This is a genomic window from Nocardia sp. NBC_01327 (assembly GCF_035958815.1).
GTDB lineage: Bacteria > Actinomycetota > Actinomycetes > Mycobacteriales > Mycobacteriaceae > Nocardia.
On sequence record NZ_CP108383.1, the window covers coordinates 4,541,199 to 4,567,076 of the forward strand.

General features: G+C 67.1%; 26 protein-coding genes and 1 pseudogene. 21 read left to right on the forward strand and 6 right to left on the reverse strand.

What is annotated here, in order from left to right:
- Positions 1–20 precede the first annotated feature (20 nt).
- Entirely contained in the window at positions 21–683 is a 663-nt protein-coding gene (locus OG326_RS20720) for a TetR family transcriptional regulator (protein ID WP_327146299.1), read from the forward strand.
- A 9-nt stretch (positions 684–692) separates the two neighbouring features.
- On the opposite strand, the gene OG326_RS20725 is transcribed toward OG326_RS20720, so the two are convergent.
- Complete coding sequence (locus tag OG326_RS20725) at positions 693–1,733, reverse strand: cupin domain-containing protein (protein ID WP_327146300.1); 1,041 nt, start codon at positions 1,731–1,733, stop codon at positions 693–695.
- A gap of 173 nt (positions 1,734–1,906) precedes the next feature.
- Here OG326_RS20725 and OG326_RS20730 point away from each other — a divergent pair, with 173 nt between their 5' ends.
- The 9 genes from OG326_RS20730 to OG326_RS20770 all read left to right on the forward strand — a co-directional run bounded on the left by OG326_RS20730 (position 1,907) and on the right by OG326_RS20770 (position 10,177).
- Entirely contained in the window at positions 1,907–3,121 is a 1,215-nt protein-coding gene (locus OG326_RS20730) for an AAA family ATPase (RefSeq protein ID WP_327138746.1), read from the forward strand.
- 32 nt (positions 3,122–3,153) lie between these two features.
- Positions 3,154–4,122, forward strand: a complete 969-nt coding sequence (locus OG326_RS20735; protein WP_327146542.1) for a DUF58 domain-containing protein — start codon at positions 3,154–3,156, stop codon at positions 4,120–4,122.
- Entirely contained in the window at positions 4,119–5,123 is a 1,005-nt protein-coding gene (locus OG326_RS20740) for a VWA domain-containing protein (protein ID WP_327138747.1), read from the forward strand. The genes OG326_RS20735 and OG326_RS20740 overlap by 4 nt, the downstream gene beginning before the upstream one ends.
- 49 nt (positions 5,124–5,172) lie before the next feature.
- Complete coding sequence (gene fabG1, locus OG326_RS20745; protein WP_327138748.1) at positions 5,173–5,892, forward strand: 3-oxoacyl-ACP reductase FabG1; 720 nt, start codon at positions 5,173–5,175, stop codon at positions 5,890–5,892.
- A 76-nt stretch (positions 5,893–5,968) separates the two neighbouring features.
- Complete coding sequence (inhA, locus tag OG326_RS20750) at positions 5,969–6,808, forward strand: NADH-dependent enoyl-ACP reductase InhA (protein WP_297625964.1); 840 nt, start codon at positions 5,969–5,971, stop codon at positions 6,806–6,808.
- Between the two features lie 16 nt (positions 6,809–6,824).
- Positions 6,825–7,934 (forward strand): ferrochelatase, encoded by a 1,110-nt coding sequence (locus OG326_RS20755; protein WP_442790813.1) that lies wholly within the window; start codon positions 6,825–6,827, stop codon positions 7,932–7,934.
- Positions 7,935–7,953: 19 nt separating this feature from the next.
- Positions 7,954–9,210 (forward strand): alpha/beta hydrolase family protein, encoded by a 1,257-nt coding sequence (locus tag OG326_RS20760; protein ID WP_327138749.1) that lies wholly within the window; start codon positions 7,954–7,956, stop codon positions 9,208–9,210.
- A gap of 80 nt (positions 9,211–9,290) precedes the next feature.
- Entirely contained in the window at positions 9,291–9,803 is a 513-nt protein-coding gene (locus OG326_RS20765) for a mycothiol transferase (protein WP_327138750.1), read from the forward strand.
- Between the two features lie 128 nt (positions 9,804–9,931).
- A complete protein-coding gene (locus tag OG326_RS20770) occupies positions 9,932–10,177 on the forward strand; it encodes a hypothetical protein (protein ID WP_327138751.1) in 246 nt (81 codons plus the stop codon).
- A gap of 18 nt (positions 10,178–10,195) precedes the next feature.
- Here OG326_RS20770 and OG326_RS20775 read toward each other — a convergent pair whose 3' ends face one another.
- Genes OG326_RS20775 through OG326_RS20785 form a run of 3 tightly spaced genes read right to left on the reverse strand, consistent with a single transcriptional unit; the run spans position 10,196 to position 12,665 of the window.
- A complete protein-coding gene (locus OG326_RS20775) occupies positions 10,196–10,888 on the reverse strand; it encodes a hypothetical protein (RefSeq protein WP_327138752.1) in 693 nt (230 codons plus the stop codon).
- 43 nt (positions 10,889–10,931) lie between these two features.
- The gene (locus OG326_RS20780; RefSeq protein WP_327138753.1) at positions 10,932–11,741 is read right to left on the reverse strand and encodes a hypothetical protein; all 810 of its coding nucleotides are present in this window, start codon (positions 11,739–11,741) and stop codon (positions 10,932–10,934) included.
- Positions 11,742–11,774: 33 nt separating this feature from the next.
- The gene (locus OG326_RS20785) at positions 11,775–12,665 is read right to left on the reverse strand and encodes a VC0807 family protein (RefSeq protein ID WP_327138754.1); all 891 of its coding nucleotides are present in this window, start codon (positions 12,663–12,665) and stop codon (positions 11,775–11,777) included.
- Positions 12,666–12,750: 85 nt separating this feature from the next.
- Here OG326_RS20785 and OG326_RS20790 point away from each other — a divergent pair, with 85 nt between their 5' ends.
- Positions 12,751–13,239 carry a MarR family winged helix-turn-helix transcriptional regulator gene (locus tag OG326_RS20790; protein ID WP_327138755.1) on the forward strand — a complete coding sequence of 163 codons (489 nt, stop codon included), beginning with the start codon at positions 12,751–12,753 and terminating at the stop codon, positions 13,237–13,239.
- A 179-nt stretch (positions 13,240–13,418) separates the two neighbouring features.
- On the forward strand, positions 13,419–14,186 hold the full coding sequence (locus OG326_RS20795; RefSeq protein ID WP_327138756.1) for a 2-phosphosulfolactate phosphatase: 768 nt from the start codon (positions 13,419–13,421) through the stop codon (positions 14,184–14,186).
- A gap of 39 nt (positions 14,187–14,225) precedes the next feature.
- On the opposite strand, the gene OG326_RS20800 is transcribed toward OG326_RS20795, so the two are convergent.
- Positions 14,226–14,855 (reverse strand): hypothetical protein, encoded by a 630-nt coding sequence (locus OG326_RS20800; protein WP_327138757.1) that lies wholly within the window; start codon positions 14,853–14,855, stop codon positions 14,226–14,228.
- Positions 14,856–15,074: 219 nt separating this feature from the next.
- Here OG326_RS20800 and OG326_RS20805 point away from each other — a divergent pair.
- From OG326_RS20805 to OG326_RS20835, 7 genes and pseudogenes are all read left to right on the forward strand, one after another.
- Positions 15,075–17,545, forward strand: a pseudogene (locus tag OG326_RS20805) (CoA transferase).
- A gap of 33 nt (positions 17,546–17,578) precedes the next feature.
- Positions 17,579–17,866: a putative quinol monooxygenase gene (locus tag OG326_RS20810; protein ID WP_327138758.1), complete on the forward strand. Its 288-nt coding sequence runs from the start codon at positions 17,579–17,581 to the stop codon at positions 17,864–17,866.
- A 393-nt stretch (positions 17,867–18,259) separates the two neighbouring features.
- Positions 18,260–19,225 (forward strand): FAD:protein FMN transferase, encoded by a 966-nt coding sequence (locus OG326_RS20815; protein ID WP_327138759.1) that lies wholly within the window; start codon positions 18,260–18,262, stop codon positions 19,223–19,225.
- A 3-nt stretch (positions 19,226–19,228) separates the two neighbouring features.
- A complete protein-coding gene (locus tag OG326_RS20820; RefSeq protein ID WP_327138760.1) occupies positions 19,229–19,798 on the forward strand; it encodes a ferric reductase-like transmembrane domain-containing protein in 570 nt (189 codons plus the stop codon).
- The gene (locus OG326_RS20825) at positions 19,795–21,060 is read left to right on the forward strand and encodes an NADH-ubiquinone oxidoreductase-F iron-sulfur binding region domain-containing protein (protein ID WP_327138761.1); all 1,266 of its coding nucleotides are present in this window, start codon (positions 19,795–19,797) and stop codon (positions 21,058–21,060) included. The genes OG326_RS20820 and OG326_RS20825 overlap by 4 nt, the downstream gene beginning before the upstream one ends.
- Positions 21,057–21,302: a ferredoxin gene (locus tag OG326_RS20830; RefSeq protein ID WP_327138762.1), complete on the forward strand. Its 246-nt coding sequence runs from the start codon at positions 21,057–21,059 to the stop codon at positions 21,300–21,302. Before OG326_RS20825 ends, OG326_RS20830 begins: the two co-directional genes overlap by 4 nt.
- 66 nt (positions 21,303–21,368) lie before the next feature.
- The gene (locus tag OG326_RS20835) at positions 21,369–22,370 is read left to right on the forward strand and encodes a zinc-binding alcohol dehydrogenase family protein (RefSeq protein ID WP_327138763.1); all 1,002 of its coding nucleotides are present in this window, start codon (positions 21,369–21,371) and stop codon (positions 22,368–22,370) included.
- Between the two features lie 286 nt (positions 22,371–22,656).
- Here the strand turns inward: OG326_RS20835 and OG326_RS20840 are convergent, their stop codons facing one another.
- Complete coding sequence (locus tag OG326_RS20840; RefSeq protein WP_327138764.1) at positions 22,657–23,700, reverse strand: zinc-dependent alcohol dehydrogenase family protein; 1,044 nt, start codon at positions 23,698–23,700, stop codon at positions 22,657–22,659.
- 155 nt (positions 23,701–23,855) lie between these two features.
- Here OG326_RS20840 and OG326_RS20845 point away from each other — a divergent pair, with 155 nt between their 5' ends.
- Positions 23,856–24,785 (forward strand): ketopantoate reductase family protein, encoded by a 930-nt coding sequence (locus tag OG326_RS20845; protein WP_327138765.1) that lies wholly within the window; start codon positions 23,856–23,858, stop codon positions 24,783–24,785.
- A 188-nt stretch (positions 24,786–24,973) separates the two neighbouring features.
- Positions 24,974–25,876, forward strand: a complete 903-nt coding sequence (locus OG326_RS20850) for a universal stress protein (protein ID WP_327138766.1) — start codon at positions 24,974–24,976, stop codon at positions 25,874–25,876.
- The last annotated feature ends 2 nt before the right edge of the window (positions 25,877–25,878 follow it).

Below are 25,878 nucleotides of genomic sequence, written 5' to 3' on the forward strand. Positions count from 1 at the left end.
AACGCGGTTACCGTAACGGAGTGAGCCGGAAACCGGAAGAGGATGCCTCGAAGCAGATCATCAGCGTCGTCCTGGCCCTGCTCGAGTCCGAGGGGTACGACGCCGTCCAGCTCAGAGAAGTCGCACGCCTCGCGCGCGTCTCCCTTGCCACGGTCTACAAGCGCTTTCCCGCCAGGGACGATCTGATCGTCGCGGCCATCGAGCAGTGGATGGCCGACAACAGCTACGCCGGCGTGCTGCCCCCGGCGGCGGACGAAACGCTCTACAGCGGGCTGATGCGCGTGCTGCGCTACATCTTCGAGCCGTGGGAGCGCAATCCCCGCATGCTCGAGGCCTACCACCGGGCGCGCACGGGTGCCGGGGGTCAGCGGCTCGACGCGCAGGGCATGAGCGCGATGCTGCCGATCGCCGCACAGCTCGTCGCCGGCGCGGAACCGGCCTATGTCGAGGACATCGGCCTGATCCTGGCCAATATGACCTATGCCCTGACCGGAAGGTTCGTCGACAAGACTCTCGAGATCACCGAGATCCTGCCCATTCTCGAACGCGCCGTCTTTCGTCTGACCAGCAATAACGAATCTGCCGCTGCCGCAGCACGGCTCGGCCGGAATGCCGGGCCCTTCACCGTGGATCCGTCCTTGGCGAGCCCCTACAACCCGAATCCCGGCACCCCGGGTGCCTGAGGCGCCGCGTCAGGACGGAGCGAGCGGGTTGTTGCGGGTGACGATCAGGGGATCGGACGAGGTGAACGGCAGTTGCGGTAGATCGGCCAGGGCGACGCCGAAGGTGGCGGCGAGCACCTGACGCGAATAGGCGCTCGCGGAGGCGCGGTAGCCGATATCGCCCGGGGTCGGCTGGTCGAAGAAGATCAGCAGCTGGATATCGGGGGTGTTCATGACTTCGATGTGGTGCGGGTAGGCGCGCGGGATGAAGTAGACCTCGCCCTCGTTCACGACGTAGGTGTCCAGCGTGCCGTCCGGATCCATGATCGTCATGCGCGCCGAGCCGCGGTGCACGTACCCCATTTCGGCGGTGACGGGATGCCAGTGTGGTTCGCGCATACCGTCTTCGCGTATGCGCAGTGAGTACATCGAGATGTCGTGCAGGGCGGGCCAGTACTGCTCGCGGGCGGTGCGGGCCGAGCCGACCGGTGAGTCCACCGGTGCGGCCATGGCCTCGACGGCGAAATGATGGGGATCGCCGAAACGCGCGTTCGCGGGTATCTGCGGGTCGCCGTCGCGTTTCACGACGAGCTTGGCGGTGGTGCTGCGCCGGATCTTCGCGAAATCCGCGGCGGGCAGGTCATAGGTGTTGCCGAGCACCGAATCCGTCATCGCCCCGAGCGCGGCGCTGAATCCGAAGTCCTCGGGTCGTTCGTGCCGGAATGCCAGGATGAATTCCGCCTCGGTATCGCCGATGTTCTCGACGTGGTGCAACGCGCCGGAGTCGATGTGGAACATCTCCCCGGCGCCGACCACGAACGAGGCGAAGTCGCTCCCGTTGTCCAGCACCGAAACCAGCGCCCGGCCCGCGGTGCAGTAGGCGAGTTCGGTGGCATTGGCATGCCAATGCGGTTCCCGGATCGCGCCGGGCGCGAGCGTGAGCCGTTTGATCGACAGGCCGCTCAAGATCGGGAAATTGTCGGCCGTGAGCCTGGTCAAGGAGCCGAGCTCACTGCGGTAGATCTCCTCGCCCCGCAGTAGCGAGGCGACATGGATCGACGGATTACGCACGGGTCCTCCCTCTGTTCGGATCAAGATCGGAGGTGGCGATCTTCAATATAGCGGCGTGCTTGCCACCGCTTCCGGCTGTCCGATTTCGACATCCGATGTGGCCGGGTGCGGCGAATGCGGCGGATACCTGGAATAGTTGGGGCGGAACGCACAGGACCAAAGCGAAAGCGGGGATGTTGGTGACTTCGACTGATGGTGTGAGCGGGGTAAGTACGGTGAAGGACGCGCCGCCGCCGAACACCCTCGAGCGCGATGTCCAGACCCTGGAAAAGGCGATCTACGAAGTCAAACGAGTGATCGTCGGTCAGGATCGTCTGGTCGAACGACTGCTGGTGGGTGTGCTCGCACGCGGCCATGTGCTGCTCGAGGGTGTTCCCGGTATCGCCAAGACCCTTGCGGTGGAAACCTTCGCGAAGGTGGTGGGCGGCAGCTTCTCTCGCGTGCAGTTCACCCCCGACCTGGTGCCCACCGACCTCGTGGGTACCCGTATCTACCGGCAGGGCCGCGAGGAATTCGATACCGAGCTGGGCCCGGTCGTCGCGAACTTCGTGCTCGCGGACGAGATCAACCGCGCGCCCGCCAAGGTGCAGTCGGCACTGCTCGAGGTGATGGCCGAGCGGCACGTCACCATCGGCGGCAAGACCTACCCGATGCCGAATCCGTTCCTGGTCATGGCGACTCAGAACCCCATCGAGAGCGAGGGCGTGTACGCCCTGCCCGAGGCGCAGCGCGACCGCTTCCTGTTCAAGGTGGTCGTGGATTACCCCTCCGTGGAGGAGGAGCGCGAGATCATCTACCGGATGGGCGTCACTCCGCCGGAGGCCAAGCCGGTGCTCGATCCCGCCGAGGTGGTGCGGCTGCAGCAGGTCGCCGCCAATACCTTCGTGCACCACGCGCTGGTCGACTACGTCGTGCGCGTGATCGCCGCGACCCGTAAGCCCGCCGACTTCGGCATGCAGGATGTGGCCGGATGGATCGCCTACGGCGCCTCCCCGCGTGCCAGCCTCGGCATCATTGCCGCGGCGCGCGCGGTGGCCCTCATTCGCGGCCGCGATTACGTGGTGCCGCAGGATGTGGTCGAGGTGATTCCGGACGTGCTGCGCCACCGCCTGGTGCTGTCCTATGACGCGCTCGCCGATGAGGTTTCGCCCGACGACGTGATCAACCGGGTGCTGCAGACCGTCGGTCTGCCGCAGGTGGCCCCGCAGGCCGTCGCCCCGGGTGGCGCGCCCGCACCGATGCCCGCCGCCCCGCCGGTCCAGCCCCAGGGTGCGCCGCAGGGTATTCAGCAGGCGCCCAACGGGATTCCGCAGCCGCCGCAGCAGGCTGTCCCGCAGCCGCCTAACGGTGTGGCTGCCGGAGTGCCCGGCCAGCCTCAGCCCAAGTGAGGCGGGCTTCGGATTCGGTTGCGCCCGTGACGATGTCGACTCCCAGCGGCTCCTCGCACGCCCCGCCCTCGTTCCGGCAGGGTGATCTGAGCGATCCGCGTCTGGCCGCTGCGCTGAGAACGCTCGAACTCACCGTGCGCCGCCGTCTCGACGGTGTGCTGCACGGCGATCACCTGGGCCTGATTCCGGGCCCGGGTTCCGAACCCGGCGATGCGCGCATGTATCAGCCGGGCGACGATGTGCGCCAGATGGATTGGTCGGTCACCGCCCGCACCACCCATCCGCATGTGCGGCAGATGGTCGCCGACCGTGAGCTGGAGACCTGGCTGGTGGTGGATCTGTCCGCCAGCCTCGACTTCGGCACCACCGGCTGCGAGAAGCGCGATCTGGCCATTGCCGCCGCGGCCGCGGTCACCCATCTGACCAGTGGCGGCGGTAATCGGATCGGCGCGGTGGTCGCCAATGGCGAGAAGCTGATTCGCATTCCGGCGCGCAGCGGGCGCGTGCACGCGCAGTCCATGCTGCGCACCATCGCCACCACCCCGCACGCCCGCGACGGTGTGCGCGGTGATCTGCAGGGCGCCATCGAGTCTCTGCGCCGTCCGCAGCGCAAACGCGGTCTGGCCGTGGTGATTTCCGATTTCCTCGGGGATATCGACTGGCAGCGCAGCCTGCGCGCCATCTCCGGCCGCCACGATCTGCTCGCGGTGGAGGTGCTCGATCCGCTGGATATGGCGCTGCCGGATGTCGGTGACGTGGTGCTGCACGATCCGGAGTCCGGGCGCACCCGGGAATTCAGCGTGACCCCCGCGCTGCGCGCCGATTTCGCGAAAGCGGCGCAGCGGCACCGGGAGCAGGTGGAACTGGCGCTGCGCAGTTGCGGCGCGCCGGTGATGGACCTGCGTACCGATCGGGACTGGATCGCCGATGTGGTCCGGTTCGTGTCCACCCGGCGCCATACTTTCGGCGCCTCGAATGCCGGGCGGGTGCCACGACAGTGAGCATTTCCAATTTCACCTCGCAGTACTGGCTGGCTTTCCTGGTCGTAGTCGCGCTCATCGCACTGCTCTACGTGGTGGTGCAGCGGCGACGGCAGAAGCATGTGCTGCGCTTCTCCAATATGGAGATGCTGGAACGGGTCGCGCCCAGCCAGCCCAGTCGATTCCGGCATGTGCCGGTGGCGCTCATGCTGGTCGGCCTGATTCTGCTGACCATCGCCGCCGCCGGTCCGACCGCGACGAAGAAGGTGCCGCGCAATCGCGCCACCGTCATTCTGGTGATCGACGTATCGCTGTCCATGGAGGCGACCGATGTGCCGCCGAGCCGAATTCAGGTGGCCAAGAAGGCCGCCAAGGAATTCGCGGACGGTCTGACGCCGGGCATCAATCTGGGTCTGGTCACCTTCGCCGGCACCGCCTCGGTGCAGATGTCGCCGACCACCAATCGCCAGGCGGTCAAGGCGGCCATCGACAGCATGAAGCTGGCCGAGCGCACCGCCACCGGTGAGGGCATTCTGACCGCGCTGCAATCGATCGACACGCTGGCCTCGGTGCTCGGCGGTGCGGAGACTCCGCCGCCCGCGCGCATCGTGCTCATGTCCGACGGTAAGCAGACGGTGCCCGATGACAAGGATGTCGACAATCCGCGCCACGGCTTCACCGCCGCGCGTCTGGCGAAGGAGAAAGGCGTTCCGGTGTCGACGATTTCGTTCGGCACGACCTGGGGCACCGTCGAGATTCCGGATCAGGACGGCAAGGGTTCGCAGCGCGTGCGGGTTCCGGTCGACGACGACGCCCTGCATCAGATCGCCCAGCTGTCCGGTGGCGACTTCTATACCGCCTCCACGCTGGAAGAGCTTCGTAAGGTGTACGACACACTCGATCAGCAGATCGGGTACGAGCTGACAATGGGCGATGCGAGCCGGCCGTGGTTGCTGCTGGGTCTGCTGGTGACCGCCTCCGGGGTGGTGACAGCGCTGCTCTATCGTCAGCGTCTGCCGTAATTCGGTACCGCGCGCCGAGTCCCGCCAACGAACAGATAGGTTTCCCTCTATGTCGAACATCACATCCCGGTCGGTACTGGTGACCGGCGGCAATCGCGGCATCGGGCTCGCGGTAGCCCTGCGCCTGCTTGCCGATGGACACAAGGTCGCTGTCACGCATCGCGGTTCGGGTGTGCCCGAGGGCCTCTTCGGCGTGAAATGCGATGTGACCGACTCGGAGTCGGTGGATCGCGCGTTCACCGAGGTCGAGGCGCACCAGGGTCCGGTCGAGGTCGTCGTGGCCAATGCGGGCATCGTGGACAACGTGCTGTTCATGCGCATGAGCGAGGAGTCGTTCTCGAAGGTCATCGACGCCAACCTCACCGGTGCGTGGCGAGTTGCCCAGCGCGCCAACCGCAATATGCTCAAGGGCCGCTTCGGCCGCGTCATCTTCCTCGGCTCGGTGGTCGGCCAGATCGGCGCCCCCGCTCAGGTCAGCTATGCGGCGGCCAAGGCCGGTCTGGTCGGTATGGCGCGCGCCATCACCCGCGAGGTCGGCAAGCGCAATATCACCGCGAATGTGGTGGCGCCGGGCCTGATCGACACCGATATGACCCGTGACGAGATGACCCCGGAGATGCGCAAGACCGCGCTCGACTTCATCCCGGCGGGCCGGATCGGCCAGGCCGAGGATGTCGCCGGTGTGATCAGCTTCCTCGCCTCCGAGGACGCCTCCTACATCTCCGGCGCGATCATCCCCGTCGACGGCGGTATGGGCATGGGCCACTGAGCATCTCGCTCGATCAGGTTCCGCGCTTCGACCCCCTGGCAACCAGCACTTTTCAACGAGGAGAACCAACCAACCCATGAGTGGATTGCTCGAAGGCAAGACCGTACTCATCACCGGCATCATCACCGATTCGTCCATTGCTTTCCATGCCGCCGCGGTGGCGCAGGAGCAGGGCGCCAAGGTGATCATCACCGGTATTCCGGACCGGCTGCGGCTGATCGACCGGATCGCCAAGCGGCTGCCGAAGGAGGTTCCCCCGGCCATCCCGCTCGATGTCACCAATGAGGAGAACCTCGGCGAGCTGGCGGCGAAGCTGAACGAGCTGGCCCCCGAGGGCATCGACGGCGTGCTGCACTCCATCGCCTTCGCGCCGCGCACCCTGATGGGCCCCGGGTCCAAGCCGTTCCTCGAGGGCCCCGGCCCGGATGCGGCCAAGGCGTTCGAGATCTCGGCGTGGAGCTACGCCTCGCTGGCCCGCGCGGTCCTGCCGGCCATGAACGAGGGCGGCTCCATCGTGGGCATGGATTTCGATCCGCGCACCGCCATGCCGTACTACAACTGGATGGGTGTGGCCAAGGCCGCGCTCGAATCGGTGAACCGCTATGTGGCGCGAGAGGTGGGCGAGGCCAAGCGCATTCGCTCCAACCTGATCGCGGCCGGGCCGATCAAGACCCTGGCGGCCAAGGCCATCGCCGGCACCGCCACCGATGATGCGAACCAGCTCACCATGCTGAACACCTACTGGGACGGCGCTTCTCCGATCGGCTGGGACGTCGACGACCCGACGGTGGTCGCCAAGTCCGTGGTCACCCTGCTGTCGGACTGGCTGCCCGGTACCACCGGTTCGATCATCTACGTGGACGGTGGCGCCAGCCACAACACCTGGTTCCCGGCGAACGGGTTTCCCACCAACTGAGTCGAAGGAGTAGGTCGTGGCAGTGCATGACCTCGGCGCTCGCGCCGCGGAGCCCGCTACTGAAAAAGTGGATGCGCTGCTACTGCTGTCCTTCGGCGGTCCCGAGCGCCCCGAAGACGTGATGCCGTTCCTGGAGAACGTCACTCGGGGCCGGGGTGTACCTCCGGAGCGCCTGGCCGAAGTCGCGGAGCACTATCTGCACTTCGGTGGGGTGTCGCCGATCAATGCGCTCAATCTCGACATCATCAAATCGGTCGAGGCCGAATTCGCCTCGCGCGGAATCGATCTGCCGGTGTACTTCGGCAATCGCAATTGGCACCCCATGGTCGAGGACACCGTCGAGGGCATGCGCGTGGACGGAATCCGTTCCGCGCTGGTGTTTCCCACCTCCGCCTGGGGTGGCTACTCGGGCTGTCTGCAGTACCACGAGGACATCGCTCGTGCCCGCGCCGATGTCGCGAATGCCCCCGAATTGGTCAAGCTGCGCCAGTATTTCGATCATCCGCTGTTCATCGACGCCATTACCGACGGCATTCGCGCGGCGGTCTCCGCGCTGCCCGAGGATCGCCGTGATCGCGCCCGGCTGGTCTTCACCGCGCACTCGATCCCGGTATCGGCCGATATGGCCGCCGGTCCGCCGGGGGAGCAGCGGCTCTACAGCCGCCAGGTCGCCGAGGCGGCCCGACTATGCGCTGCCGCAACGGGTTTCGACGAGTACGACGTGGTCTGGCAGTCCCGTTCCGGTCCGCCGCAGGTGCCGTGGCTGGAACCCGATATCGTCGATCACCTCGATGCGCTCGCCGCACGGGGAGTGGATGCGGTCGTGATCTGTCCCGTGGGTTTCGTCTCCGATCATCTCGAGGTGATCTGGGACCTCGACAACGAGGCCAAGCAGCGCGCGGCCGAGTTGGGCATGGCCTTCGCCCGTGCGGCCACGCCGGGCGGTGATTCCCGATTCGCGCATATGGTCGTCGATCTGGTCGAGGAGCACCTGGCCGGTACCCAGCCCCGCAAGCTCAGCGAGATGACGAGCCTGGGGTGCACCCCCAACGGCGCACCCTGCGTTCCCGGCTGCTGTGCCTTGCCGCCGCGACCGCCCCGCCCGGATACCGCCCGGTCGGCCTGAGCTGCGGGAAGGAACCGCTGTGAACGGCGATCCGATATTCGACGGACCATCCGCCCCCGAGGGGGACGCTTTCTACGATCCTCCGCCGGATCTGTCCGGCGGCGCGGTCGGTGACGCTATCTATCTGCGGCCGCTCGACAATCCGGAAGCCGAACTGGCACATGGCCGGAACTGGCTGGTGCTCTACCGTTCGCAGAGCGTCACCGGCGAAGTGATCGCGGTATCGGGCATCATCGCCCTGCCGAACGATCCGCCGCGCACCGATGCCGGGTATCCGCTGATCACCTGGGCGCACGGCACCGTGGGGGTGTGCCCGCAATGCGCGCCGTCCCGCGATACCGCCGAATCCGGTGCGCACCATATGAACAAATACCCGCAGCCGCTGCTGAACAATTTCCTCGATCAGGGCTGGGCCGTGGCCATGACCGATTACGAGGGCCTGGGTGTGACGGGACGGCGTCATCCCTATCTGCTCGGGGAATCCGAGGCCTACGGGGTGCTCGATATCGTGCAGACGGCGCGCCGGTTGTTTCCCGGTGTCGTCTCCGATGAGTACGCGATCGTCGGCCATTCGCAGGGCGGGCAGGCGGCGCTGTTCTCCGCGCACTACGCCAAGGATCGGGTCGACGGGCTGGTCGGGGTCGCGGCGATCGCCCCGGCCAATCATCCGAAGGCCATTGTCCGTGCGGGCGCACTGGTTCCGACCAATGCCGGCGGCGGATTCGCCTTCACCGCGCTGTTCCTGTCGGGCGCGATTGCCGGTGACGAGAGCATCGACGTCGAGAATGTGCTGTCGGTCAAGGCGAAGGCGGTCTGGCCGGATGTGCTCACCAGGTGCCGGGCCGGTCTGAGCGAACCGGATTCCTGGGGCGGGCTGCTGGGCACAGAGCAATTCCGATCGACGATTCTGAATCCGTATCCGGGTAAGCCCAATCCCGATCAGCTGAATTTCGAGGCGCAATTGGCCCTGATGAATCCGAATGTGGAAATCGATGTGCCCATTCGCATTTCGCAGTCCGCCGACGATCAGCGGGTGAAGGCCGAGGCCACGGAATTCACCATCGGCGGAGTGCCGATCGTCATCCCAGGTGTGGATGTGCTCGTCGAGGAACTGGAGGTCACCAATCCGGCGAACCTGCCGCGCTATGACCGCTACAAGGCGGGTGAGGTGGTCATCCCCGACCCCGATCCGAGCAATCTGGGCGCGCACTTCGCCACCCTGAACCACGACCGGGACGAACTGACCGGATGGCTCGCCGAACGATTCACCGCGTGAACGCGTAACCACCGGCCCGACCACCGATATCGGTGCGGCGGGCGGGAATACGCCTGCCCGCCGTGTGCTTGTATGTCGGCATGACGAGTGCTGATTTGCTGATCGATGCCTTCGGCCGGATCAAGGAGAACGTGCACGGGGCGGTCGAGGGCCTGACCGAGGCGGAATTGTCGGCGCAGCTGGACGAGGGCGGCAATTCCATCGCCTGGCTGGTCTGGCATCTGACCCGCGTCCAGGACGATCACATTGCCGATGTGGCGGGCCTGGAGCAGGTCTGGCTGACCCAGGACTGGGCCAAACGCTTCGACCTCGCATTCGATGACACCGCAACCGGATACGGCCACGCTGCCGCCGAGGTGGCCCAGGTGACCGGGATCTCCGCCGATCTGCTGACCGGGTACTACGACGCCGTGCACGCGCAGACCATCGACTACGTCTCCGGCCTGGTGGACGCCGACCTCCCGCGCGTTGTCGACACCCGCTGGAATCCGCCGGTAACCCTGGCCGTTCGCCTGGTCAGCGTGATCGACGACGATATCCAGCACTCCGGCCAGGCCGCCTACGTCCGCGGCGTACTCCTGCGCCGCCGCTGATTCCTCGACCAGGAGCTGGTGGCGGCCCATACTCGCGGTTCGCCGCCACCGGTTCCTGGTGATCGCATGTCCAGGACCTGCGAACCCTCGGTGCCCGCCAACTGCGGATGAAATGTATTGTGTCGCAGGTGGACAGGGTCAATGGTGGTCGGTCGGAACGTGACCGAGGCGTAAGTGGCGGGAATCCGCGCGGTGGCGCGGTGGCGAAGAAGCGGGCGCTGGGTGCGCCCGATTACTTCGTCTGGGCTCCGGTACTGAGTCTTTTCCTAGCCGCCGGTATCTGCATGACCATCGGTCAGTCGATGACGATCGCGGTGGTGCTGGTGCTGATCGCCGTGGTGATGGTGGTCCTGGACATGTGGATCAACCGGTAGCCGGGCCGAATTCGCTTCTCACTTCAGCACATTCACCGCGCGGGCGATGACCAGGCTGACGGTGATCAGTGAGATCGCAGACTGCACCATCATGGTCGTCTTGGCCCAGCGCGTCATCGGCATCACATCGGTGGGGCTGAAGGCGGTCGCATTGGTGAACGACAGATACAGGTAGTCCAGGAAATTCGGCTCCCAGTCCGGATCCGCCAGGTTCGGATTCTGCATCTGGACGAACAGGAAGTCCGGGTACGGCTTGCGGGCATGTGCCCGGGCCGCGGGCCCGCCGCGGTCGAGTTCCCAGTACCAGAGCCCGAATACCAGCACATTCGACAGCCAGACCGCGCCGCCGGAGGTCAGCAGCCCGGCGGCATTATCGCTGACCACGCCGTCGATCAGGCCCTTCACGAGGTGGTAGACCGACCACACCATCGAGAATGCCAGCAGCGCCATCAGGCTCAGACCGAGTCTGCGGAGCCACATCTCCTCCCGATCGATACGAAACGAGCGGGCCGCGATGAGCACGATGACAAGCACCAGCCCGATGCCCGGCACCAGCCAGCGCGGTCCCGGCGTGAACTCCTGGGGCAGGAAGTACTGCAGCACCAGCATTCCCACCAGTGCGCTGGTGGCCCACCATCGTGATTCTCCCGTAGTCCGCCGGGCCCATGCGGGTACCTGGTCGTCGTTCGCATCATTCTCAGAGCCGGTCACGCGAGCAGTATCGCCCGATGCGCGACTTCGATACGGGAACGACTCAGTTGCTGCTGGTCACCGAATCCGCGGGCTTCGAATCGGCGGACGCGTGCGCGGCCCGGCACCAATCGGCCGCGCGGAACATCGCGTCCACATAATCGGCGTACTGGCCCGCGAAACTACGGACACCGTCCGCGTAGGAGCGCACCGTGGTGGGGGTTACCGCGCCCGGGTCGGCGGCAGCGGCGGCCTTCAGCAGATCCAGGCTGCGAAAGCCGACGGCGAGCCCCGCGGGCGTGCCGGGCCAGACGATCGGACCCAGATACGTGCGTTCGGGATAGACCTCGATCACGCGCTGGATCAGTCGTTCGGCCCATACCGCGAGCTGGAGCGCGGGCTGGTTCGTCGTGATCTCGTCCCGCACATCCATACTCGCCAGCACCCGTAATTCGTGCACGCCCTTCTCGATTTCGGTGCGGCGGCGCTGATCCGGGCCCTCGGTCAGAGTCAGCGCGACGAACAGACCGGGGTGGTTGCGCATATTGCCCGCGTAGCCCGCGAAGTACCGTGCGGGGAAGGCTTCCGTCTCGCCGCCGAGGCGTGCGGTCAGCGCTGCCGGTGGCATGGGTTGGGCGCCCGGGACCGGTGCGGGCAGGACGACGGGGGTATCGGCCACCGCGCCGATGGCACCGGCGGTGCGGGCGGCGCGGGCCTCGAGTTCGGCGGACACCCCGCCGGCCTGCAATCTGGCGGACTGCACGCGCCCGATCAGGTCGACGATCGATCCGCGCAGCAGGAAGGTGACCGTCAGGCCGACCACCGGCCATTTGGTCGCATCGATGTACTGCAGGACCATTTCGGGTGCACTCACACGCGTGATCGTATTGCCGGACAGCGACTCCCGCTATGCCACTGCGACTTTCGTCTGCTCTGCCATCTCCGCATCGAGCAGGCGGCGGGCGCGGGGGATGAGGAGGGTGCGATTGGGGAGGAACCACAGTGCGATCAGCGCGAACAGGGGCAGCCCGGACAGCAGTGACGATTTGCCGGCCTGGTCGGGCGGGTAGCTGTAGATCACGAGGACCCGCAGTACCGCGTCCGTGAGCAGGACCAGGCCCAGGGTTGCGGTGACGAACTGGTAGATCCGGCGGAAACCGGGGTCCTTGGACCAGATTCGATCGAACCCTGCGGCGCGCAGGGGATCACCTTTGGCGGCAACGGGTTTGAGCGCGTCACGCATATACGGATGATCCGTCCAGGCGCTGGCCAGCACCACGATCCCGGCAATGGCGATATACAGCGAGGTCCGGGCCAGGACAAAACGTGCGTCGCCGCTGATCGACGTCAGCACCACGCCGACGATGACCTCCGCCAGTACCAAGACCGCGAAGCTGTCGATCCGATGTGTCGCAGTGCGCCGCAACCGTGTTCGCGCCATATCGCCGATGACGATCAGCGCGGCGACCACCGCGCCCGCCACCATGCTGGCCGTACTCCCTGCCCCGGCCAGGTAGCAGCCGATGAGCGCAGTATTCGATGCGACCGCTGTGAAAACCACCAAGCGCCAGCGGAATTCACCGGTCTCGATCCGTCCGCCGATCGCCTTCGCGCCCAGGAGTGTGCCGCCGATGGACAGCCGGATCTGCGGTGGGAGGCCGGTCGGGGCGAGCAGTACGAAGATGACCGTCGGGAGGAGTAGATCGACGGCCGTATTCGCCAGCATCAGGGCGAACCACAGGGCCTTCTTGCGCTTGTCGATGTCGGGCGTGGGATGACTCCCGGTTGAACCGTGCATCGAACTTCCCCCAGTTCTATGAAATCTCTCAGATAAGAAATATCTTAGATACTAAGACAGTTAGAGGCTAAGGTATGTTGTGGACATGACGCAAGAGGTGACCTCGGACCAACCCGGGGACTCGACCCTGCTCGGCCGCGAATTCGCTTCCGCCATGGTGAATTTCCATGCCGCCACCGGAAAGCTGCTCGGTCTCAGCGCGATCGAGCGCAAATGCATGGACACCCTGCAGCGCCTCGGCCCGGTCACCGCGGGCGCGATCGCCGAGCACACCGGGCTGACCACGGGGGCGGTCACCGGTTTGGTGGACCGCCTGGAGAAGGCCGGTTACGCCCGGCGCACCCGAGACTCGCACGACCGGCGCAAGGTCCTGGTCGAACTGATCCCCAATGAGCGAGCCGACGCCGTCCTCGCCTCCATCTTCATCCCCTTCGGTGCGGATATGACGGAATTGGCCACCCGATACACCCTGGCCGAGCTGCACGCCATCACCGACTGGATTCACCGGACCACCGACATCCTGGTGGCCAACACCCGCCGAATCTCCGCCCCGGACTTCACACCTGAGGCGTAGCCAGGGGATGCGCGCCCTGGATTCGATCGACTCGGTGCGAATTGTCCCGGGGTTGGGCCGAGCCGGCGGCATGTCCAGGAGCGCGATGGCCGCTGTGTCACAACGCTATTGGGTGAACCGAAGCCAGATCTGTCAGACTGGTCGGCTGAATGTCGGCTGATGGTTCGTGGGGAGTGGATATGCGGGAGATTCCTGAGTGGGCGAAGCAGAATTCGTGGGGAGTGCGATTCGACTGGGGTTTGCCGGGCGCGCTGGCGCTCGGGCCGGGCAGCGCGGCGGTGGTGGTGATCGATGTGCTCTCGTTCACCACATCGGTATCGGTTGCCGTCGAGGCCGGGACGAAGGTGCTGCCGTATCCGTGGCGCGACGGCACGGCCGCCGAGTTCGCCGCCCGGCAGGCCGCGGAGCTCGCGGTCGGGCGCACCGCGGTATCCGCGCAGCAGCCATGGTCATTATCGCCCGCCGCCCTGCGGCGTGCGCCCGCCCCGGCACGCCTGGTGCTGCCGTCGCCGAACGGGTCTGCGATTTCGGCCGCGGTGACCGGGGTGCCGGTGATCGCGGCCGCACTGCGCAATGTGTCCGCGGTCGCGCGCTGGATTGTGAAGCGGGGCTGGGGGACTGAGGAATACCCCATCGCGGTGATCGCGGCCGGCGAACACTGGCAGGGCCGGGATGCGCTGCGACCGGCGATCGAGGACTGGCTCGGCGCGGCGGCTCTGCTCGCGGCCCTGGTCGAGAACGGCGCCGGTCCCTTGTCGCCGGAGGCGTGGGTGGCGAAGGTCTGCTACGACGGCATCGAGGATGTCCCCGCCCTCATTGCCGAGTGTGCCTCCGGTCGTGAGCTGGCGGGAATCGGATTCGCCGACGATGTGGCGGTCGCGACCGAAATCGATGCCAGCAAGGTTGTTCCGGTGCTCACCGACGGCGCGTTCACCGACGCGTCATGACGTACGGCTGACCCGCCTCGGAGTCGGCTCGCGCAGTCCTCACCCCGCGCGGCTCCACATCCCGCTTTGCACGACCCAGATCCCCTGGGAGCCTTGAGTTGCCGGCTGAGAGAGGTTCAGCCCGACTTTGCTGCCGTCACTGTTTGTGACGAACACGATATTGGGCGCGTCACCACTCGTCTGTACATCGGACCAGCCGAATTGGCCCAGCACGAACGTCTTCGCGACCTGAATCCGGTCCAGCCGCCACGGCTGGTGCCCGCCGTCGACCGCCTTCTGCAAATCGGTGATCTGCTGGGCGCTGAGCCCTTCGCCGCCGAACGGTGTCCCGGACGGCGGGTGCGAACTCGAGCCGGGTTGCGCGGGCGCCGATGTAGTGGGTTGCGGCGCAGGAGATTCCGGCGAGCCGGGCGACACCGGGGGCGGATTTCCGTCGTCGCCTCCCGGCTGTGACGTGCCAGGGCCATTACCCGACGGTGAAGGGGCACTGGAGCTGGGCGCGGTGACCACGGTTGATGCCGTCGACGACGGCTGGCCCGTCGTCGTCGACGTCGTCGAGCAGCCGGTGATCACTACCGCAGCGGTGAGAGTGCCGAGAACTGCCACCGCGATTCGCCTATCGCGCGGGGCGCGAGCGTTCGGAACGCGGAAGGGGACGGTCTTGTGCATAGTGGTACTCCGTTGTCGAGGTACTGGGACCGCCGGCCGATGCCGACCACATCCCCGCCGTGTCTATCGCCGCGAACGATTAAGGCGTTTCGAGATACCTCGGCCGCGAACAGCGTTGGCTCGTGCGCGGTTTCAGCGCGCGGGTGTGCCGACCTTGCTGGTTGGGCGCCGCCGGGCTAACTTACTTGCAAGTAGGTTGTCTCGGTGAGGAGCGCCGCTGTGGGTTTGCCCGACAGGTCGAAGGATCGGCACAATGCCGCGTTGAGCGGGTTGCGCGTGGTCGAATTCGGGCACTATCTCGCGGGCCCGCTTGCCGGTGTTTTTCTGGCCGATCAGGGCGCGGACGTGATCGTCGTGCAGCCGCCGAGTGGTAGCGGTTGCGATCCCGCGACGTCGGCAATCCTGCAGCGCGGCAAGAGCGTTCGGGTTGCCGATCTCCGCGATGCCGAGGCGGCCGCGCGGGTGCGGGTGCTCGTCGAGGACGCCGATGTGGTGATCGAGAACTTCAGGCCGGGGGTGATGGACCGCCTCGGGTTCGGATACGCGCGGGTGGCGGCGGCGAATCCCGGCGTGATCTATCTGTCCCTGCCGGGGTTCTCCCGCCACGACGAGCGCAGTGCGATGCCGGGCTGGGAGGGCGTGATCTCGGCGGCCTGTGGTTTCTACAGCGATCTGTCGTTGCCGGGTGCGATATTCGATGCCCCGCCGACCTATACGCCGCTGCCGCTGCCGTCGGTCTACGCCGGGGTGCACGGCGCGATCGCGATCACGGCGGCCCTGTTCGCGCGCCTCGCGCACGGCCACGGCGATCGGATCGAGGTGCCGCTGCTGGACGCGGCCATGTCGGCGGCGGCGGGTCTGGTGTACCGGGTCGAGGATCAACCCGATCGCTACAACATGCCGCCCGCGCCGCAGAAGCTGCTGGAGGCGGCGGCCGCATTACGCCTGCCCGCTGTCCTCACCCGAGGCAGGCTCGGTCACGGATTGTCCGGCAGCACAGCGTGGCTCGGTGAACTGACGAACCGATTTTCGCCGCCCCTGTTCGCCAACTATCGCTGCGCCGACGGCCGCAGCGTGTTCGTCTGCGCCATGGACAATGAGAAGCACGTCGCCGGATTGCTCGCCGTGACCGGTGTGGCGGGCAAAGCCGCGGATCTCGGATTCGTCCAGGGCGATTGCCTGGATGTGCCGCCCACATCGACCAATATCAATGCCTATCGCGGGGCCTCTCCGCGATGGTTATCGCTGCGTTCGGCCTTGGCGCGCGCCTTTCGCCGACTGCCCGCCGAGGAATGGGAGCAGCGGCTCACCGCGGCGGGTGTGCCCGCCGCGGTGCAGCGCAGCACCGCCGAATGGATCGAGCACGCACTCGCCCTCGGGACCGGAATCGTGCGGCGGACCGGCGATCGCGTCGAACCGGGGCGGCAGGTGGATGTGACCGCCGCCGGTCTCGCCGAACCTGAAACCGCCACGGGCACTTGGCCGCATGTGCGCACCTTCGGTCCCGTTGTTGCCGGCGCCCGGCCCGCGAGCGGTTGGCTGGACGGCGTCACCGTGCTGGATCTGTCGAACGTGATCGCCGGACCGTCCTGCGCCAGGACTCTCGCCGAACTCGGTGCCGATGTGATCCAGCTCGTGCCCCCGGCGCCGAAGATGGGGCCGCGCCAGACCCTGCACTTCGGCCTCGAGGTCAATCCGGGCAAGCGCAGCATTGCTGTCGACCTCGCCACCGACGCCGGTCAGAGGGTGCTGCGCGAGGTGATCGCGCGCGCGGATGTGCTGACCCACAACTGTCTGCCCCACCAGGCGACCGGCTCGGGTTCGATCCGGACAGCGCTCACCACATCGACCGCCGAGTGATCACGGTGGCGATGACGGCCCACGGCGGACCGAATCCGGGGGTCTCGGACGTACTGCCCGGCTACGACCCGACACTGCAGGCGGCGACCGGCATCATGACCCGCTACGGCGGGGAACGTACTCCGGCGTTGCATGGATTGGCTTCCTGCATAGACTATTTCACCGGATACTCCGGTGCGTTCGCGGCGATCCTCGGGCTCGTCGCCCGCAGCCGAGGCGGGTACGACATCAGCGCGCGAACGTCACTGGCCCGCATGGCGACCTGGTCTCAACTGCCGTTCCTGAACGGCGACGGAACCGAACCCAGCGGGCTCGACGCGCGCGGCACCGGACCGGCCGATCAGATCTACCGAGCGCGTGACGGGTGGCTGTTCGTGAGCGCGGGTGCGCGACAGCCGGGCGCAGAGGTACCAGGCGATCTGTCCGCGCGGATCGCCCGGTACACCGTGGCCGAGGCCGTTCGCTATGCGCTACAGCAGGAGTGGGCCGCGCATTCGGTCGTCACCGGGCGCATGATGCGGCAGGAAGCGCTGGCCGCCGCACACAACCCCATGCCCGCGAAATCGGACGCTGCATCGAGTGAAAGCGCCTCGGGGCGAGTGGAATTGGTAGAACATCCCAGCGGATTGCGCTACTGGGTTCCCGTCGCCAGTTGGGTCCGCAGCGATTTCACCCCCCGCCGATCATTGCGCCCCGCCCCGTTCCCGGGCCAGCACACCTGCGAGATCCTCGCGGAACTCGGACGTACACCGCAGCACATCACCGACCTGCTCGACGGCGCCATCGTCGCCGAGCACTGGGCAACCGGAGGGCACTACCTCCCGGCATGAGCAGGTACCGTCACACGAAAAAGGAGAGACAATATGATCGCAGTCATCGCCGAGGTCACCGTCAAGCCCGGTGCGGGCGCGGAGTTCGAGTCCGTCGTTGCCGATCTCATCCAGCAGATCAAGGCCAATGAGCCCGGAAACCTGACCTACCAGCTCGTGCGCTCGCGCACCGATGCCGAGAACTACCGGTTCTTCGAGCTGTATTCCGATGACGCGGCCGTCGAGGCGCACGGCCGGTCCGACCATTTCCGTGCCGCCGGCAAACTGATGGCTCCGCTGCTGGCGGGCGCACCGAAGATCGAGTACTTCACCGCGGTCTGATTGCTGCGACGTCGGGTTTCACCGGCGGCCGCGCCATGAATCGCCTGCGAACGTTCCACTCGGAGCGTTCGCAGGGCTAATTCCCAGACCGTTCCAAGAGTCGATGCGCACGATGGTGGTCAGCGCTACGACGAACGGGGCCCCCATGGCGTTATCGCAATCCGGCCGCACCGCTACCGGGGTGCTGCTGGCATTCGGCGTCGCGAGCACCCTCGGCGCGTCGGTGACCGCCTACTTCGATACCGATACTTCTCATGCATCGGCTCCTGCCTCCGGAACGGGTTCCGCAGCGGGACAAACGGATTCACCTGGTACCGACAGTGGAGCCAGCAGTGGCGCGGCTCCGCAGATTCAGCCGGGAGCGGGCCGTTCCCACGCGCGATCGAGCGGCTCGTGAGGTCGCCGCGCCCTGCGGTCCGCACCGGCGAGGATCGGCCGGTCGCGGCCGTGGACTGGCCTCTGTGGAGCACCACGGCCAGGCTGGTGGTCACCGATCCTGACGTACTGGACCCGGCCTTCGGCCTGGTCTGTGCACATCTGGACGCAGTCGACCGGGCGTGCAACCGGTTTCGCGGCGACTCCGAGATCAGCCGGCTCACCGGTCACCGCGGCCGGGCCGTCGAGATCAGTTCGCTCTTCGCCGAGTATCTGCGCGCCGCGCTCGCGGTGGCGGAGGCCACGGGCGGCGACGTCGACCCGACCGTCGGTGCGGTGCTGGTCGGCCTGGGCTACGACCGTGACTACCCGCTGATCGCCGGAGCCGATATCTCGGAAACAGCTGCGCCCGTGCAGTTTACGGTAATCCGGCGTGCCGATTGGTCGACGATCGTCCTCACAGAGGGAACCGTGACCGTTCCCGACGGCACCCTGCTCGACCTCGGCGCGACGGCAAAGGCTTTTGCCGCCGACCGATGCGCCGCACTGGTCGCGCGTGAATTCGGTTGCGGAGTGCTGGTCGCTCTCGGCGGTGATATCGCCACCGCCGGACCCGCACCGGAGAACGGATGGCAGATCGAGGTGAGCGACGGCCCCGCCGAACCGAGTTGCCGGATCCGACTGCCGGGCGGTGCGGCCGTGGCCACCTCCAGCACCCTGCGCCGGCAGTGGTTCCACGGCGACCGGCTCGTGCACCACATCGTCGATCCACGCACCGGGGTCGCGGCAGATCCGGTGTGGCGCACCGTCTCCGTCGCCGCCGGATCATGCCTGGTGGCCAATGCGGCGAGTACCGCAAGCATTGTTCGAGGACGAGACGCGCTCGGCCGCCTTCGCCGATCGGGACTACCCGCCCGAGTGGTCGATCGCGACCGCCGGATCAGCATGCTGGGCAACTGGCCCGCCGGACCGGAGGGGGAGTAGGTGATGGGGCAGACAGGTCTGGACCAGGCGCTCTGGGCGTTCGGCCGGGGGAGCGGAATCACCGCCCTCATCATGCTGACGGTCGCGGTGATCACCGGGATCGGCTCCCGTTCCGGGCGCACGCTGCTGCTACCGCGCCTGGGACTTGCCGAATTGCACCGTGGCGCAGCGCTGATCGCGACCGCGTTGATCGCCGTCCATGTGGTCAGCCTGCTCGCGGATCCGTATTCCCAACTGCGCCTGCTCGATACCCTGGTGCCCTTCGCGGGGGACTACCGCCCGCTGTGGGTGGGACTGGGCACCGTCGCCGTCGACCTGCTCGCCGCGATCGTGGTCTCCGCACTGCTGCGCCATCGCATCGGGCCGAATGCCTTTCGTGTGATCCACTGGGCCGCTTATGTTTTCTGGCCGGTCGCGCTGATCCACGCACTCGGTGCGGGGACGGACTCGGGACGACTGTGGATGCTCGCGGTCGCCGCGGCGTGCACCCTCGGCGTGGTCGCGGCGATGGCCTGGCGGATCAGCCGGGACTTCGCCGAATTCGGGCTGGCGCGCGAGAGGAGCCTCCGATGAACCTCCACCGCAACACAATTGCCGCCGAGCCGGATGTCGTCAAACCCGCTCCGCCTGCGGGCGCGCGTCGCCTGCTGGCCGCCGCCGGGCCGGAATTGGTCGCGCACATCGCAGGTCATGGTCCGCTCGCGGCCGCTCCCGCGGGGCTCATCGATATGGTCGCCGCCGCCGGATTGCGCGGTCGTGGTGGCGCGGGTTTTCCCGTCGCCCGCAAGATGGCGGCCGCCGCTGCGGACGGCAGGCCGATCGTCATCGCCAATGGCGCCGAGGGGGAACCCGAAAGCCGCAAGGATGCGGTGCTCCTCGCCCATGCCCCGCATCTGGTGCTCGACGGCCTCACTGTTGTCGCTCAAGCGATCGGCGCACGGGAGTGTCATCTCTATGCCACGGAGTCGGCGCTCGGGCCGGTGCGCCAGGCCCTGTCCGAACGTCTTGCCGCCGGATACCGCGGTCCCCGCATCGAACTCACCGCAGCTCCGGACACCTTCCTCGCGGGTGAGAAGTCCGCCGTCGTGAACCGCATCGCCGGGCGGCCCGCTCTACCGGGCGATCAACGAGTGAGCCTGTCGCAGAAAGGGTTACGTGGCCGGCCGACGCTGGTGCACAATGTCGAAACCCTCGCGCAGGTAGCCCTGATCGCCCGCTACGGACCACGCTGGTTTCGCAGCCTCGGCACGCCCGAGGAACCCGGCACCATGCTCGCCACTCTCTCCCACACCGCGGTGACCGGCGTCGTGGAGGTACCCCTCGGCACCACCCTGCTCGACCTGATCACCCGCAGCGGTCATACGGATCCCGCCACCGTGCGTGCCGTGCTGATCGGCGGCTATCACGGCACCTGGATTCCGGGCACGGCACTGCGGCAGGCAGCCCTGTCGAGCGCCGCGCTGCGCCCATGGCATGCCTCGCCCGGCGCCGGACTCGTTCGCGTGCTCCCGCTGACCGCGTGCGGTCTGCGCGCGAGCGCCGACATCACCACCTACCTGGCCGAGCAGAGCGCGGGCCAGTGCGGACCGTGCCGCAACGGACTCCCACAACTCGCCGCCGCGCTGAACGAGGTGGCGTACGGGCACCACGGCGAACCCGCCGAGATCGTGCGGCTGGCTCGGCTCGTCGACGGCCGCGGATCCTGCCATCACCCCGACGGCACGGCTCGCATCGTCCGTTCCGCACTCACCGTCTTCGCCGATGACCTGCCGCTGCATGCGCGCGGCGCCTGTCAGGCGGCATTCGCCGCCACCGCCATCAGGAGCCCGCGATGACCCGCATCCGACCCAGCGGTGACGTCTCGCGACTGCACATCGACTGGACCCGATGTGATGGGCGCGGACTGTGCACCGAACTGCTTCCCGAAATCCTCGACCGCGACGACTGGGGTTACCCGCTTCTCCGCAGTCACCCGCGCGACACCACGATCGCAGCCCGGCACAGCGCCGCCGCCCGCGATGCGGTGGCACTGTGCCCCCGACTGGCCCTCACTCTGATTCCCCTGGACCATCGCTGATCCGCCCCGAAAAACCGAAGAATCCGACTCCCGGATGCGCGAGGTGCACTGAACTAGGCTCGAGGGATGCATGCGTGGCGTGTCGAACGACCTGGGCCGATCGATCACGGACCGATGCGGTTCACGGAGGTGGAGGTTCCGGAGCCGCAGGCCGGTGAACTGCTGGTGCGGGTGCTGGCCTGCGGGGTGTGCAGGACGGATCTGCATGTCACGGAGGGGGATCTGCCGGTACACCGGGCCGGGGTGGTGCCGGGGCACGAAGTGGTGGGGGAGGTCGTCGCCCTCGGGCCGGAGCACACCGGGGAATTCGGTGTGGGGGATCGGGTGGGGATCGCATGGCTGCGGCATACCTGCGGGCGCTGCCGATACTGTCTGCGCGGCGCGGAGAACCTGTGCCCGCAGTCGCGCTACACCGGTTGGGACGCCGACGGCGGCTATGCCGAATACACCACGGCCCCAGCTGATTTCGCTTACAGACTGCCGAGCGGATACAGCGACGCCGAACTCGCACCGCTGCTGTGCGCGGGAATCATCGGTTACCGGGCCCTCGAACGCACCTCCCTTCCGATAGGAGGACGCCTGGGCATCTACGGCTTCGGTGGCAGCGCACATCTCGCCGCACAGGTCGCTCTCGCCCGCGGCGCGGAAATCCATGTGATGACACGGGATTCAGCCGCACAGGCACTCGCGCTGACGCTGGGTGCGAGCTCCGCCCAGGGCGCCGCCGACCCGCCACCGGTAGCGCTCGACGCCGCGATTCTCTTCGCACCGGTCGGTGACCTCGTGCTCCCCGCACTGGAATCCCTCGACCGCGGTGGAATTCTCTCCATCGCCGGAATCCACCTCAGCGATATCCCGGCCCTGAACTATCAGCGACACCTCTTCCAGGAGAAGGAGATCCGCTCGGTCACCGCCAACACCCGGGACGACGCCCGCGACTTCCTGGCATTCGCCGGAGCACACCACCTGGAAGTAACCGTCCACCCGTACCCGCTCGCCGCCGCAGACAGAGCGCTCAAGGACCTCGCACACGGCCGCTTCACCGGCGCGGCAGTGCTGGTGCCCTAGCCTCTGACGTTCGGCTGCGCTACAGCGCGGGCCAGTCGGCCGGCGCTGTCGAGGTTTGCGGGTACTAACTGCGGGGGGAGGCTCCAGTGCTCCGAGATCGGTTGCCGCAGTGTCGATATCATGAAGGTTTGATCAGTTCTTGCTGGTCGGACCAGTATGCTTGCCGCCATCGGTGGTTCGTTCCGCGTGCTGGGCCTTGATATCGGCTTGCCACTTGTCGAAGTCGGTCCGCATGGTGCCGAATTCACCGCCGCCCCAGGACAGTTTCCCGGGTCGTCGGCGCGGTTCACGTCCTGGCGATCACGACCTTGAGTGCGCCGGTTTCCCCGGCTCGTGCGAATACGTCGTAGGCGGCGGGGAATTCGTCGAAGCCGAAGCGGTGGGTGACCAGGGCTGTCGGGTCGAGTTGCCAGCCCTCCAGGAGCCGGATGAGGGTGGGTGTGGTGGAGGTGTCGACCAATCCCGTGGTGATGGTCAGGTCCCGGATCCATATCTTCTCCAGGTGGAGGGTGGCCGGGGCGCCGTGCACGCCGATATTCGCGACGTGTCCGCCCGCCCGCACCAGCTCTACCGCGAGTTCGAAGGTCTCCGGCGTGCCCACGGCCTCCATGACGACATCGGCGCCGAGGCCATCGGTGAGTGCGGCGATCGCGGCGCTCGCATCGGTGGTGCGGCTGTTGATCACGGTGTCGGCGCCGAGCTTGTGCGCGGCGTCCAGACGGCTGTCGACGATATCGATCACGACGATATGGCTCGGACTGTAGAGCTTGGACGTCATGACCGCGGCCAATCCGATCGGGCCGGCGCCGATGATGGCGACGACGTCTCCGGGTCCGACTCGGCCGTTGCGCACTCCGACCTCATAGCTGGTGGGCAGGATATCGGCGAGCATCAGTATGCGTTCGTCGCTGAGGCCGTCCGGAATTCGGTGGGTGGAGGTATCGGCGAAGGGAACCCGCACCAGTTCGGCCTGCGTGCCGTCGATCAGATGCCCGAGAATCCAGCCGCCGCCTCCCAGACATTGGCCGTAGCGGCTTTCGCGGCAGAACCGGCAGGTTCCGCAGGACGAGATGCAGGAGACCAGCACTCGATCTCCGACTCGGAGAGTCCTTACCGCGCTTCCGATTTCGGTCACGGTGCCGACGGCTTCGTGCCCGAGTATCCGTCCCGGCGTCACCTCGGGTACGTCGCCTTTCAGGATGTGCAGATCGGTCCCGCAGATCGTGACGGTGTCCACGCGGACGATGACATCGGTCGCCTCGTGGATCGTCGGGTCGGGCGCCTCTTGCCAGGCGCTTGTCCCGGGGCCGTGATAGACCATCGCATGCATGACAGCTCCTTGTCGGATCGTGTTCGAAACTCAGCCTCGTCGCTGCTGAACGGCCACGACAGTGCCGAAAGACCCCGACGGGAGGCATTGTTGGTCAGCTGCCGCATAAGTGATCCGGCATGCGGCCCGAAGCGCCAGTATGGGGAATGCCTGTTGTGAGGATTCTCGTTGTCGGCGCCGGTGTCATCGGGCGAGTGCACGCGTGTCTGCTCGCGGAGGCGGGGCACGAGGTCACGATGCTCGCGCGCGGATCGACAGCGGAACAGCTTGCGCGCGAGGGCATCACGATCACCGACGGAGTGCGCACACGCACCCGGCCGGTGCGGATAATCGAGGAGATCGATTCGGAGGCCTACGATCTGGCGCTGATCGCGGTGCGCCGGGATCAGCGCGACGGTGTGCTCGGTCTCCTCGATCGCATCGACAGCGCGGTCCTGGTGCCGATGTTCAACAGCCCCCTCGGCCTCGGACCCTTGCGGGAGCAGTTCGGTGCGAGCCGGATCGTGGGTGCGTTCCCCGGGGTCGGCGGATATCTGGCGGCGGACGGCGCTGTCAGGTATGCGCGCATCAGGCAGCAGCCGACCACCATCGAGCGCAAAGACGGCGGGGAAAGCACTGTGGTGCAGGCATTCTCGGACGCCGGATGCGCGATCTCGGTCGTCGATGACATGGACGGGTGGCTCGCGACGCACGCGGTCTTCGTGGTGGCGATCTGCGCGGCGCTGGAGCGAGCCGGGTACTCGATCGAACACCTGACGGGCAGCCGCGAGGCCCTCCGGACGATGGTGCGAGCGGTGCGCGACGGCTTCACGGCACTGGGCAATTCCGGTATCACCGTATCGCCTGCGGGCCTGCGGTTCATCTTCACTGCGGCCCCCATTCCCGCGGCGGCCTGGTATTGGCGCCGTGCGCTGCGTGGCCCGCTGGGCACGGTGGCGATAGCGCCTCATGCCCGAGCGACCCGGGATACCGAAACCGCCGCGCTGCGGGTGGATCTCGACGCGCTGCTGCCATCCGGCAGCGCGGGTGACTTCGACCGCCTGGTACGCCCGGATGCACCGGGACTGCCGCCGGGAGTCCGCTGAACGCGGCCGTGGTGCCGCTGGACCCGCCTTTCGGTGACCTTGTTCCCTGCTCGCTCCGAATCGTCGGCGCAATACTGAGGACAGGTTGCCGGTTCCGCGATGCGGGTGTGGCTCGACCCGGCTCGGTGCGCGGGCGTCTGCCTGCTCCGCCGGAAGAGCGCTACGAATCGAATACCAAGGAGTACAAGATGACTGAGAACTCTGTCAGACCGGACACCCTGGTGAATCCGCCGATCGTGGTCGCCGTCGACGGTTCGGCCATCGCCTATCAGGCGGCGGCCTGGGCGGCGGTGGACGCCGGCCTGCACGGCGCACCGCTGCTGATCGTCACTTCGATCGCGGTGACAACGGGATTCGCGCCGGGGGTGGTGCTGTCCGACGACGATGTGCGGATCCTGCGCACCGACGGTGAGCGCGTGGTCCTCGAGGCTGCGCGGGCGGCACGGGCCGCTGCTCCCGGTGGGGAGCTGGATATCACCACCGAGGTCACCTTCGACTCCATCATTCCCTACCTGATCGACCTCTCGCGGCGAGCACGCGTACTCGTGGTCGGCAGTCGAGGGCTCGGCGCGTTTCGGCGTGAACTGCTGGGTTCGGTGAGCACCGCGGTCACACGGCACGCGCACTGCCCGGTTGCGCTGGTGCACAACACCGCTGCCACGGATGTGCTGACGGCGGAGAAGCCGGTGCTGGTCGGTGTGGACGGCTCCGACAACAGCATGCCCGCCCTCGTGCTGGCCTTCGAGGAGGCGTCGCGCCGCAAGGTCGGGCTCACCGCACTGCACACCTGGAGTGACGTCAGTGCCCTGGATACGCCGCTGCCGGGGTGGGGCATGATCCAGGAGCAGGAGGCCGAGGTCCTCGCCGAACGAGTGGCCGGCTTCGGTGAGCAATTTCCGGATGTGCCGGTGCGCCGGATGCTGAAGCGCGACAGGCCGGTTCGCGCCCTGCTCGACGAATCGGAGCATGCGCAACTGCTGGTGGTGGGCAGCCACGGCCGTGGCGGATTCACCGGCATGCTGCTCGGCTCCACCAGTGCGGCGCTGTTGCACAGCGTGGATTGCCCGGCCATCGTGGTGCGGAACGGCTGAGC